Annotated in this window: 18 protein-coding genes; 6 read left to right on the forward strand and 12 right to left on the reverse strand. The window is 62.3% G+C overall.

Going from position 1 to position 19,950, the window contains the following annotated elements; translation table 11 throughout:
• Window positions 1-177: 177 nt before the first annotated feature.
• From BLLJ_RS05735 to BLLJ_RS05755, 5 genes are all read right to left on the reverse strand, one after another.
• The gene (locus BLLJ_RS05735) at window positions 178-744 is read right to left on the reverse strand and encodes a hypothetical protein (protein WP_007052776.1); all 567 of its coding nucleotides are present in this window, start codon (window positions 742-744) and stop codon (window positions 178-180) included.
• A gap of 166 nt (window positions 745-910) precedes the next feature.
• The gene (locus tag BLLJ_RS05740; protein WP_013582772.1) at window positions 911-2,095 is read right to left on the reverse strand and encodes a DUF3322 and DUF2220 domain-containing protein; all 1,185 of its coding nucleotides are present in this window, start codon (window positions 2,093-2,095) and stop codon (window positions 911-913) included.
• Window positions 2,096-2,168: 73 nt separating this feature from the next.
• On the reverse strand, window positions 2,169-5,717 hold the full coding sequence (locus BLLJ_RS05745; protein WP_013582773.1) for an ATP-binding protein: 3,549 nt from the start codon (window positions 5,715-5,717) through the stop codon (window positions 2,169-2,171).
• Window positions 5,714-6,388 (reverse strand): DUF4194 domain-containing protein, encoded by a 675-nt coding sequence (locus BLLJ_RS05750; protein ID WP_008783544.1) that lies wholly within the window; start codon window positions 6,386-6,388, stop codon window positions 5,714-5,716. The genes BLLJ_RS05745 and BLLJ_RS05750 overlap by 4 nt, the downstream gene beginning before the upstream one ends.
• Window positions 6,385-8,016, reverse strand: coding sequence for a DUF3375 domain-containing protein (locus BLLJ_RS05755; RefSeq protein WP_013410832.1), 1,632 nt, complete (start codon window positions 8,014-8,016; stop codon window positions 6,385-6,387). Before BLLJ_RS05755 ends, BLLJ_RS05750 begins: the two co-directional genes overlap by 4 nt.
• A 201-nt stretch (window positions 8,017-8,217) precedes the next feature.
• Between BLLJ_RS05755 and BLLJ_RS05760 the strand changes: the two genes are divergently transcribed.
• From BLLJ_RS05760 to BLLJ_RS05775, 4 genes are read left to right on the forward strand one after another with little or no spacing between them, the layout of a single operon-like run.
• On the forward strand, window positions 8,218-8,865 hold the full coding sequence (locus BLLJ_RS05760) for an MptD family putative ECF transporter S component (RefSeq protein ID WP_007052771.1): 648 nt from the start codon (window positions 8,218-8,220) through the stop codon (window positions 8,863-8,865).
• A complete protein-coding gene (locus BLLJ_RS05765; protein ID WP_007054304.1) occupies window positions 8,865-9,566 on the forward strand; it encodes an energy-coupling factor transporter transmembrane component T in 702 nt (233 codons plus the stop codon). The genes BLLJ_RS05760 and BLLJ_RS05765 overlap by 1 nt, the downstream gene beginning before the upstream one ends.
• Window positions 9,566-11,179, forward strand: a complete 1,614-nt coding sequence (locus BLLJ_RS05770; protein ID WP_013582774.1) for an ABC transporter ATP-binding protein — start codon at window positions 9,566-9,568, stop codon at window positions 11,177-11,179. The genes BLLJ_RS05765 and BLLJ_RS05770 overlap by 1 nt, the downstream gene beginning before the upstream one ends.
• Window positions 11,176-11,847 carry a hypothetical protein gene (locus BLLJ_RS05775; RefSeq protein ID WP_007054306.1) on the forward strand — a complete coding sequence of 224 codons (672 nt, stop codon included), beginning with the start codon at window positions 11,176-11,178 and terminating at the stop codon, window positions 11,845-11,847. The genes BLLJ_RS05770 and BLLJ_RS05775 overlap by 4 nt, the downstream gene beginning before the upstream one ends.
• 52 nt (window positions 11,848-11,899) lie before the next feature.
• Here the strand turns inward: BLLJ_RS05775 and BLLJ_RS05780 are convergent, their stop codons facing one another.
• The 3 genes from BLLJ_RS05780 to BLLJ_RS05790 form a co-directional block, all read right to left on the reverse strand.
• A complete protein-coding gene (locus BLLJ_RS05780) occupies window positions 11,900-12,268 on the reverse strand; it encodes a metallopeptidase family protein (RefSeq protein WP_007052767.1) in 369 nt (122 codons plus the stop codon).
• A 70-nt stretch (window positions 12,269-12,338) separates the two neighbouring features.
• Window positions 12,339-13,046 carry an SDR family NAD(P)-dependent oxidoreductase gene (locus BLLJ_RS05785; protein WP_007052766.1) on the reverse strand — a complete coding sequence of 236 codons (708 nt, stop codon included), beginning with the start codon at window positions 13,044-13,046 and terminating at the stop codon, window positions 12,339-12,341.
• A 43-nt stretch (window positions 13,047-13,089) separates the two neighbouring features.
• Window positions 13,090-14,691 (reverse strand): ABC-F family ATP-binding cassette domain-containing protein, encoded by a 1,602-nt coding sequence (locus BLLJ_RS05790; RefSeq protein WP_007052765.1) that lies wholly within the window; start codon window positions 14,689-14,691, stop codon window positions 13,090-13,092.
• Window positions 14,692-14,786: 95 nt separating this feature from the next.
• On the opposite strand from BLLJ_RS05790, the gene BLLJ_RS05795 reads away from it, so the two are divergent.
• Window positions 14,787-14,942: a C15 family peptidase gene (locus tag BLLJ_RS05795; protein WP_007056704.1), complete on the forward strand. Its 156-nt coding sequence runs from the start codon at window positions 14,787-14,789 to the stop codon at window positions 14,940-14,942.
• A gap of 64 nt (window positions 14,943-15,006) precedes the next feature.
• Here the strand turns inward: BLLJ_RS05795 and trpE are convergent, their stop codons facing one another.
• From trpE to hisF, 3 genes are all read right to left on the reverse strand, one after another.
• Window positions 15,007-16,563, reverse strand: a complete 1,557-nt coding sequence (trpE, locus tag BLLJ_RS05800; protein WP_007052763.1) for an anthranilate synthase component I — start codon at window positions 16,561-16,563, stop codon at window positions 15,007-15,009.
• A gap of 80 nt (window positions 16,564-16,643) precedes the next feature.
• Window positions 16,644-17,039: a phosphoribosyl-AMP cyclohydrolase gene (gene hisI / locus BLLJ_RS05805; protein WP_007052762.1), complete on the reverse strand. Its 396-nt coding sequence runs from the start codon at window positions 17,037-17,039 to the stop codon at window positions 16,644-16,646.
• A 133-nt stretch (window positions 17,040-17,172) separates the two neighbouring features.
• Complete coding sequence (hisF, locus tag BLLJ_RS05810; RefSeq protein ID WP_013582775.1) at window positions 17,173-17,943, reverse strand: imidazole glycerol phosphate synthase subunit HisF; 771 nt, start codon at window positions 17,941-17,943, stop codon at window positions 17,173-17,175.
• Between the two features lie 174 nt (window positions 17,944-18,117).
• Here hisF and BLLJ_RS05815 point away from each other — a divergent pair, with 174 nt between their 5' ends.
• Complete coding sequence (locus BLLJ_RS05815; protein ID WP_007052759.1) at window positions 18,118-18,666, forward strand: type 1 glutamine amidotransferase domain-containing protein; 549 nt, start codon at window positions 18,118-18,120, stop codon at window positions 18,664-18,666.
• Here BLLJ_RS05815 and rlmN read toward each other — a convergent pair whose 3' ends face one another.
• Window positions 18,667-19,836: a 23S rRNA (adenine(2503)-C(2))-methyltransferase RlmN gene (rlmN, locus tag BLLJ_RS05820; RefSeq protein ID WP_013582776.1), complete on the reverse strand. Its 1,170-nt coding sequence runs from the start codon at window positions 19,834-19,836 to the stop codon at window positions 18,667-18,669. It lies immediately after the preceding gene.
• Window positions 19,837-19,950 lie beyond the last annotated feature (114 nt).

The raw sequence follows: 19,950 nt of genomic DNA on the forward strand, positions 1-19,950 counted from the left end.
CGAACGCTTGTTCGATGGCGTGTCAGGCCGGAAAACTGAACCAGAGTATGCAAAATTCCGGACCATCAGTGGACCGAAACGCAAGAGCCGGCCCCCAAGATACTCGGGGCGTCCGGCTCTCACTTCCATTTCCCCAGCGGGGTTGGCTTACCATGAAGTATACACGGTTTTAGGACATCAATCACTGTCGATGAACACTGTTCGAACATGGCCGAGGAATTCATCGTATCTTCCAGTACCGGCCTGGGCATCACCGTACGCTCCTAGCAGCTGATCAGGGAGCCATAGCCTTGCATCAGTCTCCCCTGCACAGAGTTCGACACGAATTGGCCCGATAAATCTGCGGCTTCTCAATCCATCGATGAAACGGATATCGTTCCTGTCCTGTGAAATCTCGCGCCGTTCAAGCACAAGCGTGTCCACGTTGTATTCTGTTTCCAGCAGAGGCAGAAGACGTTCCAAACATTTACGGCGAGCGCGTTCGGCGGTATTCCACTGGCTCATTGGTACCGCAGCCACAATGACATGATCAATGTCCATTGCAGCCATGGCATCAACGACTTTGCCACGCAATGATGGCCGCATGTCTCGCCAGTGCAATTTCCTTGCTCCTTTGGGCTTAAGCAACGCCAATCTTTGCCTTGTTTCGGTTTCCGTATCATCACATACGCATGCGCCCATCAAGTACATAGGCGAGGGAACTCCGGTTTTCCGCACACTCTCGTCACCCCAAGCGGTTGCCATGTTTGTCCCTTCTCGCGCAACGCAAAACAACAGTTCGATAGTATCGGATAGCAGTGCCGGACCTTGCAGCTATGCAATGCCGTTGCATTATTAATCGGAAGGCATAATGTGAGACGAGAAAAAGCTAAGCCGTTCTAGCTCTTGGCAACATCCCCAATCACTCAGCCTAAATCGGCAAATCCTGATTTTCAATGGACTCCACGGGGATGCCAAGCTTGCGTAATTCGTCAACTGCATCACGCATGGGAATGCGTTCCTGTTCGATGCGCCGATAAGCGATGGTTTTGTCAGCACACAGTCGTTCATAAAGACGTCGCTCCGCCGATTGAAGGCCGGGCGTCGGCTTAGGCTCCCGCATAGCAATCTTCGCGCTGCGTTCAGTACGATCGGTACCAAATCTGTGGTACCGATCGTATGCATCGCAATCCATCAGGATGGAGTCGCATTCGATACCTGATTCACGTAATGTCGAAAGTATTTCCAGTCCATCCGCATCCATATCACCCCAATACACGATACGCATGTCACGCAGTGCAGGAACCGCAGGTACAGCATCGCTTACAGCGCGACCAGAACCCCATATGCAGATGCCCTGCGCAATCGGCGGCATAGTCTGATACGTGTCTTTGTTCTCAACGATGACAGCATATTTAATGCCGGATAACGCTTCGCCTTCCCACGGACACCATATGATGCGTTCGAGCTCAGCATCGTCGCGGACCGGATCGAGATAACGGAACCGCAGTTCGGTCGGCCGTTTTGACAGACCCAACGTTTCGACACCGAGCAGTCGGCAAATGGCCTTACGACGATTGGTTTTTGACTCATTCAGCCATTTGCCGCTGAATCCTGTCAGTGGAATCTGTCGCGGCGTCATACCGGTCACGTCATGATGCCTGAAATATCGAACTGCGCTGACAAGCAGATCGAAGTCGTCAGGCTGTTCATGGCCTGTCATGCGAGCGGCCGATTCGATTGTTTCCGGAGCAACGTCACAAGCAGCAACCAGACATGCTATGCGGCGGCGCGCTTCGCGACATTCCGCCGCCAGCGTACGACCAACCACACGCATGGCTATTGATTCGTCAGGAACGACGACTTTGGAGATCAGCTCGACAGAGGTGCCTATGGTGCGATGCTTGGTTATGATTTCGCAACCATTCTTGCTTGCCCATTGCCGTATCTCATTGTTGTTGTCATGCACCGCAATCGCATTGGTTTCCAAAAATGCTTGGTCCGGCAATCCCACCGGCACGGGAAATGGCCATGCCGGTTCGATGTCGTACATATGTGAACGCATATGTTTCTTCACGCATGTGGTGATCGCAGCGATGTCTTTCATGCCGGCCATAGTTCCCATCACCTGCTTTCGAACATCGTCGAGTCGAACCGAATCGTCTTAATACCGGCGACGCCAGGACTGCTCATTCGGCAACCCCGTCATCCTTCAATATATCCGACGATGATTCATCGTCCATGTCATTCTGATGCAGCACGGCCTCGCGCAGGGAGGTGAGGCCGGTGTCGGGGTCCTTGTAGGTCACGTAGGCCTTGGTGGAGACCTCGAGGATTTCGCCGGTCTTGCTTTCCGGGGCGGAGACGATGACCTGGAATCCGAGGCGCGGCAGCACCGTGAGGGCGCGCTGCGTGTAACGGCCGTCGGCCTTGATGAGCGCCTCGTCGAGGAACAGCGTGGTGTACGAGGGCTCGCTGGTCAGGCCGCCGCCGAGCAGGTAGATGAGCGCCGCGCCGTATACGAATGAGGTAAGCTCCTGCAAGGCGCCGCCCGAACGGCCGCCGGTGGAGGTGATGCGTTCATCCGGGCCGTCGGCATGATGCACGATGGCGTAGAAGGACGAGCGGCAACGCGGGTCGAGGTTGCGGGCGCCGTAGCTTTTCACGCCGTTCGCGTCCTTGACCTGCGCGAGTTCGGCGCGCAGCAGCCCGACCATCGGCGCGCAGGCCGCGAAAGCCTTGCGCGAGGCGTCGGAATCGTTGACGTCGGCGGATTTCCAATCGTTCAGGGTGCCGATGACGCGGATGAACTGCGCCCAGAAGGTGCGCTCGGGACGGCGCACGTCCGCGTGCAGGGACAGGCTGCCGTGCTTGGGACCGAACTGCTGGCCTTTGAGCATGGCGTTGATGCGGTCAAGCTGGTCGTGGATGTCGCTGGCATCCGTGTCGATGGCGCGTTTGATGGTCAGGAAGCTCCTGAGCAGCTGTTCGAGGCAGCGCCGGTATTCGGCGTCGGTGGCGGCAACCGCGGCCAGCTGGGTGAGGCTGGCGAGTTCGTCGAGATAGTACCGGTAGTCCTCCACGCTGGCGGTCAGCGAATCATCGTCGGCCGCGTAGAGCGCGATGTAGGTGCTCATTTTCGATTCGACGCCGGTGCGTGCGGCATCGGCCTGGCCGTTCAGCAGGTTGATGCGGGAGGCCATGTCCTTGCCGATGCCGGCGATGGTGCGTTCGGGGAAGCTCTCCCCCGGAGCCTGCGTTCCTGCCGCGCCCGCGCCGATGATCATGTGCGCGCGCATGGCGGCGTCCGCCAGTCCGGCGAATCGGTTGTCGTAGGATTCGGCGAGCGCCGCCGTGACTTCGTCCGGCAGCGGGCCGGACGCGGCGTCATCGTCATTGTCGGCGGTGGCACCGGCGGCGTCCGTCGTGCCGGTGTCGGCATGGTCGCGCAGCCAGATGAGCGCCGCTTCGACGGCGCTGCCGGCGCGGGCCGCGGCCTGGTCGGATTCGATGCGCTGGCGTTCCACACGGTCGAGTTCGGCGTTCAGTTCGTCGCGCTGTTTGGCGAGTTCGGCGAGCTTGGGATCGTTTTTGATGGATGCGATGGCGTCCTGCGTGTCCGTGATGGTCCGTTGCGCGCCGGCGATGTCGATGCGCTCCCAGGACGTGTAGGCGAGCTGGTTGGCCAGTTCGAGTTCGCGGTGGAGGTTATCGGACTGTGTTTTGGCGGCCGTGTAGTCGGTGTCGGCTTGGCTGAGCGCGTTGCGGGCGGCGTCGACCTGCGCTGCGAGCGCGTTGAGGTAGGTTTCGTTGACGAATCCGATGACCTGGGCGCGGTCTTTGGTGCCGTGCTGGCCGCGTGCGCCGGATTTGATCTGACCGTCGGCCTGCACCTGACGGTTGGTGCGGTCGGTGTCGTCGATGGCGGTGACGCATAGGGCGTCGAATCGTTCGTCCTGGGTCTGCGAGCGCAGCCAGTCGGCGAAGGGCGAGTCGTCGCGGTAGCGCAGTTTGCCGGACAGCCAGTCGCCGTCCTGTTCTCCGGTGAGTATGTTCGCGTGCGCGCCGGTGTCGTCGTAGTGGCGTGCGGTGTCCACGAACTGCCAGGTGCGTCGGGGCATGGTGCGCGGGTCGATGGTGCTGACTTTGGCGGCGAAGCCCTGTTCGTGGCGCTTGTCGACGAGGATGGTCTGGGCGATGGGCGCGTAGGCGACGTTCATGGCGAGACGCCAGTCTTCCTCGTGTTCGTTCACGTCCATGAGTTCGGCCACGTACGGCAGTTCGGCGGGGGTGAGTCCGGTGGCGCGACAGAGCATGGCGCGGGTTTCGTCCATCTGCTGGGAGATGCGGGTGCGCTGGGAGCGTTGCCGGTCGAAGTCGCGTTGCAGTCGTTCGAGGTCGCCGCGTGCGCCGGCCCGCGCGTTGATGGCGGCGGTGAGGGCTTCCTCGCATTCGCCGTCTCGTTTGTTGTATTCGCGTTTGAAGTTCACGGCGTTGATGCGGCGTTCGTTCCAGGCCTGTTCGTCGCCGGGCAGCGTCTCGCCGATGGATGCGAACGTTTGTTCGATTCGTGTTCGGTTGGCTTGCACGTCTTCGAGGGTGCGGCGGGCCTGGTCGAGTTCGAGTTCGAGTCGGGTCAGGTCGCCGCCGTCCAGACCCTGCATCTGGCCTCGGATCATGTCGAGACGGGTGCGCAGGTCTTCGGTTCGGCGGCGCAGCAGCTTGGCTTCCGCCTCGCTGTTCTGTTGTTCGGCGCGATCGGCGGGCAGTTGGACGGCGACTTCGCCGCGCATGCGGGCCAATGCCCAGTCGCGCAGCACGGCCGGCACCGTGCCGTCGACGGCCGGCTTGACCGGTTCGAAGGCGCGGGCCTTGCCGCGTGCGGCGGCGTATTCGCCGTAGGCCTGTTGGATGCCGCGCAGCGTGTCCATGCGGCGGGTCTTCTCGTCCATGGCGTGGAAGTTCTCGTCGTAACGTTCGTAGTCCTCGACCGTGGTGCGGGCCAGGTCCAGGGCTTCGGGCACGCCGAGCACGCCTTGTTTGAAGATGTCGTCGAGCCGGGAGGGCGCGTCGGCGGACTGGATCTTGTGCAGCAGTCGGCAGGCGGCCTCGCTCAGGCCCATTGCGCTCCAGATGTGTGTGTGGAACGCTTCGGCGCTGGGGAATGTGAGGCAGTCGGGGTAGGTGGCTTTGAGCTGGGCCGGCGTGAACGGGGCGTCACGGTATTGGTCCATGCGCCTGGGGTCCACGGGCTTGCCCCAGACCACGTACTGTCGGCGCACGTCGCCGCGGCCGTCGCCGGGCATCAGGTAGAGGAATTTGGCGCAGGAGAGCACCTGGCCGGTGGTCTGGTTGCGATAGGTGTCCACGATGGCGCCCCACACGGGTTGCGGTGCGCCGTTCTCGTCGCGGCCGCGCAGGTAGAGCGGCTCGTCGCCGGTTTCGGTGCTGCCCACGCCGACCATGCCGCGCAGGTAGGTGTAGTCGCTGCGTTCGGAGCGGCCGGAGTTCGAGGCCTTGTTGAACGGCGTGCCGGTTGGGTACAGCAGGGAGATCTGCGCGTCGACCAGCGTGGATTTGCCGGATTCGCTGGCGCCGGCGAGCAGGGTCACCGGCAGCTTGTGGTCCGTGGAGGGGCGGAATTCGTGGTAGCCCTCATAGGAGCCCCAGTTGATGAGTCGGCGGGATTCCAGCATCCACCGGTCCGCGATCATCTGCACGTCTGTCGCCTGCATCATTCGGCTCCCTTCTCGTCGTCATCGTCATCTTCCGTGTCGCCGTCGCCGTGTTCCGCGACGTCGAGCCAGGTGTCGGCCAGTTCGCGGTCGAGCACCACGGGCACGAGCGGCGTGATCTGGTACATGGCTTCGTCGTCCAGGCGCACCAAATACCCGTAGGTGATCATCGCGGAGACGATGGCGCCGATCTGCTTTGCCACGCCTTCCTCGTCGTTGCGGGCGGCCAGATAGCCGGCGCCGGTGGCGAGCGCGGCGCGGATCTCCTCAAAGCTGACGAGCCAGTCGGCGGGGTCGGCGTGCACGTTCTCGTATTCGAGGACGCGGATGCGCAGGAAGGCGAGCAGCGCGGCCTCCTCGCGTTTGAGGCTGACACGGGTTTTGAGCGAGCGCAGGGTCACGTCGTCGCCGGCCACGGGCGTGGCGTACATGATGCGGTAGCGTTCGTTGATCACCAAGTCGAGCAGGTCGTTGTTCAGGGAGCGTACGACGGCGTCGCGGTTGTCGAGCACGGTGTCGTAGGTGGGCCCGCTGATATAGCGGTCACGTTTGAGGGCGATGGCGGCCATGCGTGCCTCGGCCGGCATGTCGCCGGTGTCGCCTTCGAACAGGGCGTACGGGTTGGCGTTGTCCATATGCTCCTCGTGTTCCTCGTGTTCCTCGGCCACGGTCATCCTTCCTCCACAATGATGCTCAGCTCGTCCATGTCGGCCAGCACCGGTCTAGTGATCCAGTTCCGGGGCTCGCCGTCGATCGATACGCAATGCCAGGTCGCGGTATCGCCGCGCTGCGCCGGGGCCGGCTCGGTGGCGATGTCGCTGTCGACCCCGACGCCGACGCCGTCAGTGGACGGCTCGTCGGCGATGGCGTTGCCGCTTACGGCTCCCAGCCCGCCCAGGAAGCCGACGATCTCGCTTTCGCGGCGTTCGCTTTCGGGCAGCCGGTTGAAGCTGGCGGCGATGTCCACGAGGGTTGCGCCGGGCCTGTCATCGGACCTGTCAACGGTCACCGGGTTGCGCCGGATGAGGCTGACCATGCGCAGGAGTCGGGGGCCGCCGCTGTTGACCATGTCCCGCAGATCGGCCACCGGAGTCGACTGCGGGGCTTCGGCGGCGAGGTCGCTCAGGCCGGGTGCGGTGGCGCGGGTCATGGATTTGGCCGGGCGCATCGGCAATGGCGCGAACAGCGCGTCCGAGGTGGCCGTGTCGTACGGGCGCGAGGCGTCTCCCATATGGGTTTTCGCATCCGCGTTGAGGCGCGCGTACAGTCGGTTCAAGCGGGTGAGCATCGTGCGGTAGCGAGTGTCGGTTTGCTGGCGCACGAGCCGGCTGATCGCCTCGTCGGAGACGCGCATCTGGCGGCGCACGGCTTCGATGCCGTCGTAGATGCGGGCCAGTTCGTCGCGTATCTGGCCGAGCAGCACGCCGGATTCGCCGGCCAGATACGGGGTTTTGGCGATGGCGCGCAGGGCTTCGTCGATTTGCTGGCGGCCCTCGTCGGTGATGATCACCTGGAAGGCGTCCTCGAAGCGGCGGCCGCTGTCTGATTCGCTGAACGAGCGGCGGTATTCATCGTGGTAGCGGGTCAGGTTCTCGTCCACGCTGATGTCGCCGGCCTGCATGCGCCGGCGCAAGGCGTCGCCGTTGTCCCGCTCGTCGAGCACGAGTTCGCGCAGGTCGATGGGCACGCCGCGCAGCGTGTTGTGGATCACGGCGATCACGTCCTCCACCTGGGCTTCGCTCAGCGTGGCATGCTGCTTGCCCTGTTGGATGCGTTTGATCTCGTGCTTGCGTTCCTTGATTTCACGGTTGAGGAGTTTGATGCGCTCGCCGGGGTCGGCGGTCAGCTGCATGCGCGCGTGCTCGATTTCCATGATGATGCTGTTGGCCTGCGCGCCGGACAGGGCGCGTGATTCGTCTTCGAGCCTGCTCAGCGCCTCGATGGCGCGGTGGGCGCGGGCCGTCAAACGGTAGAGGAATCGGTGTGAGGCCGCATCATGCGAGTTGGCGAGCCAGGCGTAGTCGCCTTCGCCTTCACGGGTCAGGTCGGCGAGGATCTGATGAGCGGCCTCGGCGAAGGTCTGGTCCTCGCGCGGCGCATATTCGCCGGCGTCGGCCAGAGCGTTCAGACTTTGCGCGAACCGCTCCTCCACGGTCTCGCGCGGCAGCTCGCCGGTGAGCGGGTCGAACGTGGAACGCAGCAGCGACACGTACAGCATCGCGTTCTGGCGCAACAGCAACCGCAGGACGCCCGTCTCATACACCGGTCGCAGCCGTTCCAGCTCCCGCATCACATCGGCCACAGCATGCCTCCCTCTGTCGTGACCGCACCATACTAGCCGATAGCCGCGAACCACACCCCGCCCGCGCCACGCCCTTCGCCCCCCCCACAGGGAGGGGCGCCAAGCCATGCTAAAAATCACAGACAGGCTATTGCCTTTGCGGGAAATCATCGTTAGATTGGCGAGAGGAATATTGTCAATGCATACGAAACGGAAAACATCGTGACCGCACCGAACACGCCCGCCGAAACCTCTGACCAGCTCAACAAGCCCGCCAAATCCGGCAAACTGGAGGTCTCCGACCTCATCACCATCGGCGTGTTTGCGGCCCTGTACTTCGTGATGGTGTGCATCGCCACACTGGTGAGCACCCTGTTCACCGGCGGCTTCGGCTCCATCTTCCTGCCCGCCATCACGGCCCTCATCTCCGGCTGCGTGTACATGCTGCTGGCCGCACGCCTCGGCAAATTCGGCGGCATCACCGTCATGGGCGTGATCATCGGACTGTTCCTGTTCATCTCCGGGCATTTCGTGCTTTCGTTCATCGCCAGCATCGTGTTCCCGGTGGCGGCCGACCTCATCGCGCGCGCCGGCAAGTATAAGAGCAAGGCGCTACTGCTCGTCAGCTACGTGGTGTTCTCCTACGGCCTGACCGGCCCGATCCTGCCCCTATGGTTCATGAAGGACGCCTACGTGGCGAGCCTGCAGGCGCGCGGCAAGGACGCAGCCTACATCGACGGCGTATTCGCCAACATCAACACCGGCACGTTCTTCATCTCGATGATCGCGATTCTGGTGTGCGCGGTTCTCGGCGGCTGGTTCGGCCAGCGCATGATGAAGAAGCACTTCATCAAGGCCGGTATCGCCTGATGAATCCTGCCCGCCGGACGCTCGATCCGCGCGCGAAACTCTACCTTCTGCTGGTGGCGAACCTCATGCTGTTCTTCCACGTAGGGCTCGCCACGCAAATCGTCATGGTCGTGCTGTTCCTGCTACCCCTGCTGGCGGCCGCCCGATGGCGAACCGCGTTGAACTTCGGCGTGACCTATGCCGTACTCACCGCGCTGGGAATGCTCGACCCCGATGCCCTGGGACTGCCGTGGCTGCATGTGGTCTCCGCGCTGGCCGTGGGCGTCACGATGATGCTGCCCTGTTTCATCACCGGCGCGTATACGTTCACCACCACGTCCGCGAGCGCGTTCATCTGCGCGATGCGGCGTATGCGCGTGCCTGAGGCCGTGGTGATTCCCTGTGTGGTGGTCATCCGCTTCTTCCCGACCATCGCCGAGGATTACCGGCAGATTCGCAATGCGATGGCGTTGCGCGGCATCGCCTCCGGCGGCTGGGGGCTGGTTCGTCACCCGGCCCAATCGTTGGAATACATTCTGATTCCGCTGCTGATGAACGCCACCAATGTGGCACAGGACCTGTCGGTGGCGGCACTGACCAAGGGGCTCGGGCGTGAGGGCGAGCACACCTCGCGCACGCTGATCCGTATGACCGTGGTCGACTGGCTGGTCATGATTGTGGTCACTTTGCCGCTCGCGCTCGATATCGCGGGGGTGATCTGATGGGTGGAAACCAATCGCAGCCGAATGCAACTGCCATTATTGGGACCGGCAAGGGTGGCCCACTCGACACGTCTGCGGGAACCATCGCCTCCCGTGGCATCTCCTTTACCTATGACCATGCCGCAGAGCCGGCATTGCGCGACATCACGTTGACCGTGCCCGCAGGCGAGTGCATCGTGCTGTGCGGGGCGAGCGGCTGCGGCAAAACCAGCTATACGCGCGTTGCCAACGGGCTCATCCCCTCATTCTTCCATGGTGCGTTCGCCGGCAACCAGACCACGTGCGGGCTGGATGTGGAGACCGTGCCGATCGACCGGCTCACCCCGCTGGTCGGCAGCGTGTTCCAAAACCCGAAAACCCAGTATTTCAACGCGAACGTCACCGACGAGCTCGCCTTCCCGGCCGAAAACATAGGGCTGCCGGCCGAGGACATCAATCGTCGTATCACGGCCGTGGCTGAGCGCTTTGGCATTGGGCATCTGCTGCATCGCAGCATCTTCCACCTGTCAGGCGGCCAAAAGCAGCGCATCGCCGTGGCGGCGGCCACCATGCTGGGGCCCAGGCTCGTGGTATTGGATGAGCCGACCAGCAATCTCGACGCGAACGCCATCGCGGACATGCGCGCCATGATCGAGCAGATGAAGGACGAAGGGCTCACCATCGTAATCGCCGAACACCGACTCGCATGGCTCAACGGCGTGGCCGACCGGTACGTGGTATTCGACGGCGGGCATATCGTGCAGGATTACGAGGCCGATGAATTCCTGTCCCTCTCCCCCGGCTGCGTGGCCGCCATGGGATTGCGGGCGTTGGACCTGCAACCGTATCGGCGCCGGATTGCGGCGCTGGCTTCAAGCCCAGCCGCGGATGAGTGCACTTCAGTATTGCTCGGCACCCATAACCTCACCATCGGATACAAAGGCAAGGACGGCTTCACCCGCGCCATCCCGGACCTGCGGTTCCGTGCCGGCGAAATCACCGGGCTCATGGGCAACAACGGCTGCGGCAAGACCACGCTCGTGCGCACGTTGACCGGACTCATCAAGCCTGTTTCGGGCCGCATCGAGCTCAACGGCGTGCCCGCAAAACCGCGCGACCTGACCCGCGCCGGATTCCTGATCATGCAAGATGTCAACTACCAACTGTTCTCCGACAGCGTGCGCGAGGAACTGCTCATCGGACTCGACGAGACGGATGCCGGCATCACCGCTCAAGCCAATCAGGTCATGGCCGATCTTGACCTTGCAGCGTTCGCCGAACGGCATCCGATGAGCCTGTCCGGCGGGCAGAAGCAGCGGGTTGCCATCGGCTCGGCATTGATGTGCGGCAAGGACCTCATCATCCTTGACGAGCCCACCAGCGGACTCGACCGCTACCACATGGAGCAGGTCGGCGAACTGCTGCGGCAACTGGCGAGCCAAGGCAAGGCGATTCTCGTGGTCACCCACGATGAGGAGCTCGCCGCCGGCTGGTGCGACCGCATTGTCAATCTTGGCGCCGACGATTCCGGGAACAACGGCTCGCATGCCAGTAACCCAGATGCCAGCAGCCCCAACCCTAATGCCTCTACCAATTTCGCCACCGCATCCACCCATGAAAGGAACGCGCAATGACCGCCAGCAACACCACGGATTCCACGGCCTTCGACATCACCGACTGGCTCGGTGAATGGGAAAGCTTCGAGCATTACATTGATTCGGATGACGCCGCCATCCAGCAGACCTGGGAAGCCGCCGAGCAGGCGGTGCTCGCCAACCCGAAGATGGCCCCGATGGCCGCGCGCGGCATCAGGACGTTCTGGTCGATGGCTTGCTCCACCACCAGCCCGGAGAACATCATCCATATCGGCTACTGGCGTGTGAACGAGCCGGCCGCCGAATCCGGCTCCACGGACGATGCCGCGCTCGCCATCGAATGGTTCGCCGAGGACGACACCAGCCTCGACACCTACGAATACACCATCGACCATGTCATCGAGCACGGTCTCGAAGGCTCCCCCACCTTCGTGTTCCACACCACCGATCCGGCCGCCGAAGACAGCCCGTTCCGCTGGCTACTTGCCATCAATCCGCTGCCTTCGCGCAAGGCGTTCGCCGAGGGCGGGCTGCTCAGCCACCTGCATTTCCAGTACGCCAACGATCTGCACACGCTCGTCGCCACGGATGAGGCCACCGGCGTCGAGACCTTGCGCAATCCGCGTTGGTACGCCACCATGTGCGCCAACGAGGGAACCGTCGAGGACCGTTGCGCCATCATCCGCGCGTTGCACCACTTGCAGTAGACCTGGCAACATACGGCAGTGACGGCTCCCCACTAGTGAAACTAGCATCGCTTCAGTAGCCGTGCGAGTGCAGATACTCGTCATCGAAGCCGAAAAAATGGCCGATCTCGTGCAACACGGTTTTGCGGATCCGTTGGCGCAGCTCGGCCTGCGTTGAGCATACGCGTTCATGCGGCCCCTTGAACAGGGTGATGACGTCCGGCATCACGCCGCTGTAGCCCGTAGTTCGCTTCGTGACGGGTATGCCCTCATACAGTCCGAGCAGCTCACCGCACGGATTGCTCATTGTAGCCAGTTCGCGCTCATTGGGTTCGTCCGCAACGACGATGCCGACATTCTCCAGCACCCGCGCAAACCGTTCAGGCAAATCATCCAACACCTGTTCAATGGCCCGTTCAAACTCATCGTCACTGATGTGCATTCGCTCTCCACACGCGAAATGCCTTGGCACCAAGTATGTACCAAGGCGCTGAAATCTCAGACTAGCAGGCTCAGCTGTTGCGGTTGATCTCGATGTCGGTGACGGTGAGGTTGGCCTCGTTGATCAGGTTGAAGAGGATGACTTCGGCCAGCGGGCCGGGCTGCATGAAGGTGTGCTGCTTGGCCTCGGAGACGTAGTCGCGACTGTCACGGTAGAAAGCGGTATCAATGCCGCCCGGATAGACGGCGACCACCTTGACACTGGTGCCCTTGTATGCGGCCTGCAGGCTCTTGGTGTAGCCTTTCTCACCCCACTTGGTGGCGCAGTACACGCTTTCGTTCGCGTTGCCGCGTGTGGCGGCGGTGCTCATAATCTGGGCGATTTTCACGTTCTGCTCGCCGCAGGCCTTGAGGGTTTCCACCGTCCACAGAATCATGCCTTTGAGTCCCTTGAGACATTTGTCGACGTCGGCGGCCTCGTAGGCGGTGGGCACCTTGAACGAAGGCTGGCCGGCGTTGTTGATGAGCAAATCGATGTGGCCGAGCGTGGCGATATCCGCCACGGATTCCTTCACGAACGCTTCGTCGGTGATGTCGCCGACGTAGGCGCGGTAGGAGTCATCGGGCCACTGCGCGGTCAGTTCGGCCTGACGTTCGGCATTGAAGTCGACACCGGCCACCAGCCAGCCGTTGGCGATGAGCTGGCTGGCGAGCTCGTAGCCCAAGCCCAGCGCGCTGCCGGTGACGATGGCGATTTTCTTACCTGTTGTGGTTGGCATGGCAGACCTCTCCTACTACTATTCTTCGGCTACGAGTTTACTACTATTCTTCAGCTACGAGTTCGAGATACGAATCATTCCAGAGGTCTTCGTCGCCGTCGGGCATGAGGAGCACGCGCTCGGGGTTGAGCGCCTCGACGGCGCCCTCATCGTGGGTGACGAGCACGATGGCGCCCTCATACTTGGCAATGGCCTTCAGAATCTCCTCACGGGAAGCGGGGTCGAGGTTGTTGGTGGGCTCGTCGAGCAGCAGCACGTTGGCTCGCGAGGTGACCAGCGTGGCCAGAGCCAGACGGGTCTTCTCACCGCCGGAAAGCACGTGAGCCGGTTTCATCGCGTCGTCACCGGAGAACAGGAACGAGCCGAGAATCGAACGGGCCTGCGTGTTATCGAGCTCGGGCGCCACATGCTGCAGGTTCTCCAACACGGTGGCGTTCAGATCCAAGGTGTCGTGCTCCTGCGCGAAGTAGCCGATCTTGCAGCCGTGACCGTATTCCACGGAACCGGTGTCCGGCTCCTCGATGTGGGCCAGCAGGCGCAGCGTGGTGGTCTTGCCGGCACCGTTGTAGCCGAGGATCACCACACGCGAGCCCTTGTCGATGGCCAGGTTCACGCCGGCGAACACGATGTTGGAACCGTAGGCCTTGGAAATATCCTTGGCCATGATCGGCGTGCGGCCGCAGGGCGCGGGCTCGGGGAAACGGATGTCCGCCACCTTCTCGGCCTTCTGCGCCTCGGAGGTGTTTTCCAGCAGCTTTTCGGCACGGCGCATCATGTTCTGCGCCGCCACGGCCTTGGTGGCCTTGGCGTGCAGTCGAATGCCTTGCTTCATGAGACGGTCGGCCTTCTTCTCGGCCACTTCGCGTTCGCGGCGGCGGCGCTCCTCGTCCACCACGCGCTGGTGCAGGTAGGCCTTCCAGCCAAGCGAATACATGTCGATCTGGCCGAGCTGCGCGTCCAGATGCCAGACCTTGTTCACCACTTCGTCCAGCAGTTCGGTGGAGTGGGAGATGACCAGGAAGCCGCCCTCGTACTTCTTCAAGTAGCCGCGCAGCCATTCGATGGAATCGGCATCCAAGTGGTTGGTCGGCTCGTCGAGGATCAGGGTGTCGGCATTGGAGAACAGGATGCGCGCCAGCTCGATGCGGCGGCGCTGGCCACCGGAGAGCGTGCCGAGCTGCTGCTCCATGACCTCCTGCGGCAGGCCGAGCGAGGCGGCCATGGAAATCGCCTCGGACTGGGCCGCGTAGCCGCCGGCCTTGTCGAAGTCCTGCATGGCCTTGTCGTACCGGGTCATGGCCTTGCTCATCACGTCCGGATCCGGGTCGGTCATATCCTTTTCGGCCTTGCGGATGCGGTTGATGATGGTGGCGATGTCGCGCGCGCTCATCATGCGGTCGAGCGCGGTCTGTGTGGGATCGGAGGCATGCGTGTCCTGCGGCAGGTAGCCGAGCTTGCCGGAGACGCGCACCTTGCCGGCGGTGGGCAGCATGTCGCCGGTGATCACGCGGGTCAGCGTGGTCTTGCCGGCGCCGTTGCGGCCCACCAGACCGATCTTGTCTCCCTTGGCCACATGGAAGTTGGTGGGGTGAAGCAGCGTGCGCGCGCCGATCTGAATTTCAAGTCCCTGCACCTCAATAGCCATGAATAACCTACTTGCCTGTTACGAATACTGTCTCTTACCAAAGTCCGACTGTCCATCATAGCGAACACCATGCCGACCGGGCTCAGCCGACGCTCATGCGTCCATACGCAGCCGCGCAACTGATCGGCAAGGTGAAGAATGCGACGCCCGGTATGGTGATCGCGACCATGGCGCACGGTATCGAAGCTGCCATCGAAGCCGCTGTGAGCACCGAAACCGACGCCACCGACATCATGGGCGAAACCCACTAACGTACAGACAGCGATGCCCCCGCCGACAACTTCTGTCAGCGGGGGCATCGCTATGCGTTGAACGTTACAGTTCGCGCAACTGGGCGGCGATCTGGATGGATTCGACGCTGGCCTCGGCCTTGTTGCGCGTCTCCTGCCATTCGGTGGCGGGCACGGAGTCGAGCACAATGCCGGCACCGGCCTGCACGCTCGCCTCATGGTCGCGCAGGAACGCGGTGCGGATGGCGATGGCCATGTCCATGTTGCCGGAGAAATCGAAGTAGCCGACGGTGCCGCCGTAGATGCCGCGGTCGGCCGGTTCCAACTCGTCGATGATTTCGACTGCGCGCGGCTTAGGCGCGCCAGACAGCGTGCCGGCCGGGAACGCGGACTTGAACACATCGAATGCGGTCAGCGAGGGGTCGACCTTGCCGGTGACCGTCGAGCAGATGTGCATGATGTGGCTGAAACGCTTGATGTCCATGAGCTGCACGACTTCCACGGACTGCGGCACGCACACCTTACTCAGGTCGTTGCGAGACAGGTCGACGAGCATGATGTGCTCGCTGCATTCCTTCGGATCGGCAAGCAGCTCCTTGGCGAATTTCTCGTCTTCCTCAGGGGTGGCGCCGCGAGGGCGGGATCCAGCAATCGGGAAGGTCATCGCGTGGCCGTTGTCCACCTTGATGAGGGTTTCCGGGCTGGAGCCGATCACGTTGAAGTCGCGGCCCTGAGCGTCGGTCAACGCCATGAAATACATGTACGGGCTCGGGTTCAGCGTGCGCAACACACGGTACACGTCGAACGGGTCAGCAGGCGAATCGATGTCGAGGCGCTGGGAGATGACCACCTGGAACACGTCGCCGTCGACGATGTACTGCTTGGCTCGTTCGACGGCCTGCTCGTAGTGGCTCTTCTCGGTGCGGAAGCGCAGCTCGGGTTGGGCGACCGTTTCGTCCAGGATGTTGACGCGAGACTCGTCCGGAGCCGGGGTGGCGGCATCGCGCTGCATCTGGTCGAGTCGAGCGACGGCCTCGTTGTAGGCAGCGTCGGCGCGAGTGGATTTATCATCCACATTCACCGCATTGGCGATGAGCCATACCGAACCGGATACGTGGTCGACCACGGCGATATCGGTGGCCAGGGCAAGCACGGTCTCAGGCTGGCCGGTCTCGTCCGGAGCTTCGGCGCGCAGGGTCGGTTCCCAGTGGCGGATGGCATCCCAGCCGACCGTGCCGACCAGACCGCTGGTCAGGTTCGGCAGGCCTTCCACATGCGGGGCCTTCAGAGTCTTCAACGTGGCGTGAGCGACTTCGACTACGTCACCGGTGACGGGCACGCCGACCGGGACCTTGCCCAGCCAGTCGGCCTGACCGTTGTTGGAGCGCAGCTGGGCCATCGAGTTGACGCCGATAAAACTGTAACGGCTCCACGTGCCGCCGTATTCCGCCGATTCGAGGATGAAGGTGCCGGATCGGCCGCCGGCGAGACGCTCGTAGAAGCCGACCGGGGTGAGCGAGTCGGCGAGCAGACGGCGCACAATCGGAATCACACGGTATCCGGCGTCGGCCAGTTCGTGGAACTGTTCGCGACTGGGCCAGGTGGCGCCCCACTTCAGGTGTTTGACGCTGCATTCGCTCATATTCGCTCCTTTGCTTACAACTCGATGTCTTGTTTCATAGTACGCGGTCGCTCGGCTTCCCCCAGTCAGGAAAGCCCGTTCTACTGCTCGGCCGGGCGATGGCCTTCGACCACGGGCAGGGGGCCGCCTTCGAGGAAGCAGCTGCGCTTGCCGGTGTGGCAGGCGGCACCGACTTGGTCGACTTCGACGAGCAGTGCGTCGCCGTCGCAATCCAGGGACACGCCCTTGACGTATTGCACATGGCCGGAGGTATCACCCTTGCGCCAGTATTCCTGACGGGACCGGGACCAGAAGGTCACGCGGCCGGTGGTCAGCGTACGGCGTAATGCCTCGTCGTTCATGTAGCCGACCATCAGCACCTCGCGTGTGTCGTACTGCTGGATGACGGCGGCGACCAGCCCCTTGGCATCACGCTTCAGGCGTGCGGCAATACGGGGATCGAGTTCAGTGGAATTGTCGTATGTAGTGTCTGTCATACCTATCTTCTTTTTGTGGACCACCCTCAGTCAGCTTCGCTGACAGCTCCCGGATTATGTGCGACGTGCGCATAGCGCATTGCCACGAACAATTCACTGGATTGTTCGCCCAGCGGGAGCAAGGTGTATTCGTTTAGCGAACGGTGTAGCCGTGCTTCTTGAGTTCCGCCTTGACATCGGCGATAGTCAGGATGCCGTAATGGAACACGGATGCAGCCAGCACCGCGTCGGCACCTGCTTCGATGGCGGGCGGGAAGTCCTCGACCTTGCCGGCACCGCCGGAGGCGATGATCGGAATCTTGACTTCCTTGCGCACGGCGCGAATCATCTCGAGGTCAAAGCCTTCCTTGGTGCCGTCGGCGTCCATCGAGTTAAGCAGAATCTCGCCGGCGCCAAGCTGCTCGGCGCGCTTGACCCACCAGATGGCATCAATACCGGTGGATTTGCGGCCACCCATCGTGGTGACCTCAAAACCGGACTGCGTATGCTGCTCACCCTTTTCGCGGCGGGCATCCACGGAGAGCACCAGCACCTGGTTGCCGAAACGATCGGCCACACGGCTGATAAGCGACGGGTCGTTGATGGCCGCCGTGTTGACACCGACCTTGTCTGCACCGCAGCGCAGCAGTGAGTCGACGTCCTCGGGCGTGCGTACGCCGCCGCCCACAGTCATTGGGATGAACACCTGTTCGGCGGTGCGGGAGACCACGTCAATCATCGTGTTGCGGTGGGAGCTGGATGCGGTCACATCCAGGAAGGTGATCTCGTCGGCTCCCTGACGGTAGTATTCGGCCGCCAGCTCCACCGGGTCACCCGCGTCCTTGAGGTTATCGAAATGCACACCCTTCACCACGCGACCGGCGTCAACGTCCAGGCACGGGATGACTCGTACCGCCAACGACATGCTTCACTCCCCTGTTCGGCTTTGCATTACAGTCCTTCAGACTACCTACCGCCCGTTACATGCGCCGCACCTGTTTCTGGAATATGAGAATCATCATATTGAGCACCGACATGGCAGCCGCTCGGCGTGAGAGAATGGCTCGTGGAAGTTGTCCGCCGAATCAAGGAGATTGGCATGGCTGTCGAAAACAGCAAGGTACTGATCATCGTCAACAACTGGGGTATCGAGGAGACCGAGCTGACGCGCCCGCTGCGCGATCTCAAGGCCGCCGGCGCCAAGGTGACGCTTGCCGCCACTACCTTGGACCCGTGTGAGACGGTGCAGCACGACCGCTACGAAGGTGAAACGCTGACCCCGGACGCGCGCCTGTCCGACGTGCAGGCTGCCGACTACGACCTGCTGGTGGTGCCCGGCGGCACCTGCAATGTGGATCGTATCCGCGTCAATGAGGATGCGATCACGCTGGCGCAGGAGTTCGCGCACGAAGGTAAGCCGATCGCCGCGATCTGCCATGGCGCGTGGCTGCTGGTCAACGCGGGTCTGGTGGCTGGCAAGACCGCCGCGCCCTGCCGCTATATCGCCGCTGATATCGAGAACGCGGGCGGCCATTACGTCGACGAGCAGCTGCACGTGGACGACGCCAACGGCTTCAAGCTCATCACGTCCCGCAAGCCCGACGATCTGGACTACTTCGTGGGCGCAATCAAGGATGCGCTGAAGTAGCTACCGCTCCTTGGCAGCGAGCTGGCCGCAGGCGCCGTCAATATCCTGACCGCGGGTGTCACGCAGTGTGGCGGTGATGCCCGCGCGGTGCAGGATCTCCAGGAACCGCTGTTCGTCTTCCGGCTTGGAGGCGGTCCACTTCGAGCCCTCGATGGGGTTGAGCGGAATCGGGTTGACGTGGGCCCAGTTGTCGCCGTAATGGTTAAGCCTCTTGGCCAGCAACTGCGCATGCTCGGCCTGGTCGTTGATGCCGCGCATCAACGCGTATTCGATACTGACGCGGCGCTTGGAGGCCAGCCAATAATCGTGCGCGGCATCCAACACCTGCTTGGTATTGAAACGCTTGTTCATCGGCACCAGCTCGTCACGCAGTTCGTCGCTGGGGGCATGCAGGGAAACGGCCAGACGCACGGGAATGCCTTCGGCAGTGAGCTTCTTGATGCCGGGGACCACGCCCACCGTGGATACGGTGATGTTGCGCGCGGAAATGCCGAAGCCTTCGGGAGGCATGGCGGAAATCTGTCGTACGGCGGACAGCACGGAGTTGTAGTTGCCCATCGGCTCGCCCATGCCCATGAACACGATGTTGCTCAGGCGGCCCTCTCCCCCGGCCACTTCGCCGTCGCGCATCATCTTGGCGGCCACACGCACCTGTTCGATTATTTCACCGGTGGACATGTTACGGGTCAGGCCAAGCTTGCCGGTGGCGCAGAACGGGCAGTCCATGCCGCAGCCGACCTGCGAGGAGATGCACAGCGTGGTGCGGGTCGGGTATCGCATAAGCACCGATTCGATGAGGGAGCCGTCGAACAGCTTCCACAAGGTCTTGATGGTGGTGCCTTCGTCCGCCACTTGGCGGGTCACCTCGGTGATGAGCCGCGGGAAAAACGCGGCGGCGGCCTCGCTGCGCTTGGCTGCCGGAAAATCAGTGAATTCGGCGGCATTCACATCGAAATGGCCAAAGTAATGGTTGGCGAGCTGCTTGACTCGGAACTTCGGCAATCCGAGTTCGGCCGCTTTCTCGACGCGCTGCTCGGGCGTCATATCCACAAAGTGCAGCGGCGGCTTACCACGGCGGGCATGGTCCTTGGATAGCACGTCACGGAAGGCACCTGATGTGCCGCCGGGAGTAATGCCGGTTTCCGGAGTGTCAGGATGCTGTGTGGTCATGATGGGTTCGCTTCGCTCTCAATATCAGAAAATAGTCAAACATGCAATAGTAATATCAGAATCCACCATACGGCGTGCCGCATACGAATCAGATGGCCCATGTCTTAGCCCATA

Origin of the sequence: Bifidobacterium longum subsp. longum JCM 1217 (assembly GCF_000196555.1) — a bacterium.
Classification (GTDB): Bacteria; Actinomycetota; Actinomycetes; order Actinomycetales; family Bifidobacteriaceae; genus Bifidobacterium; species Bifidobacterium longum.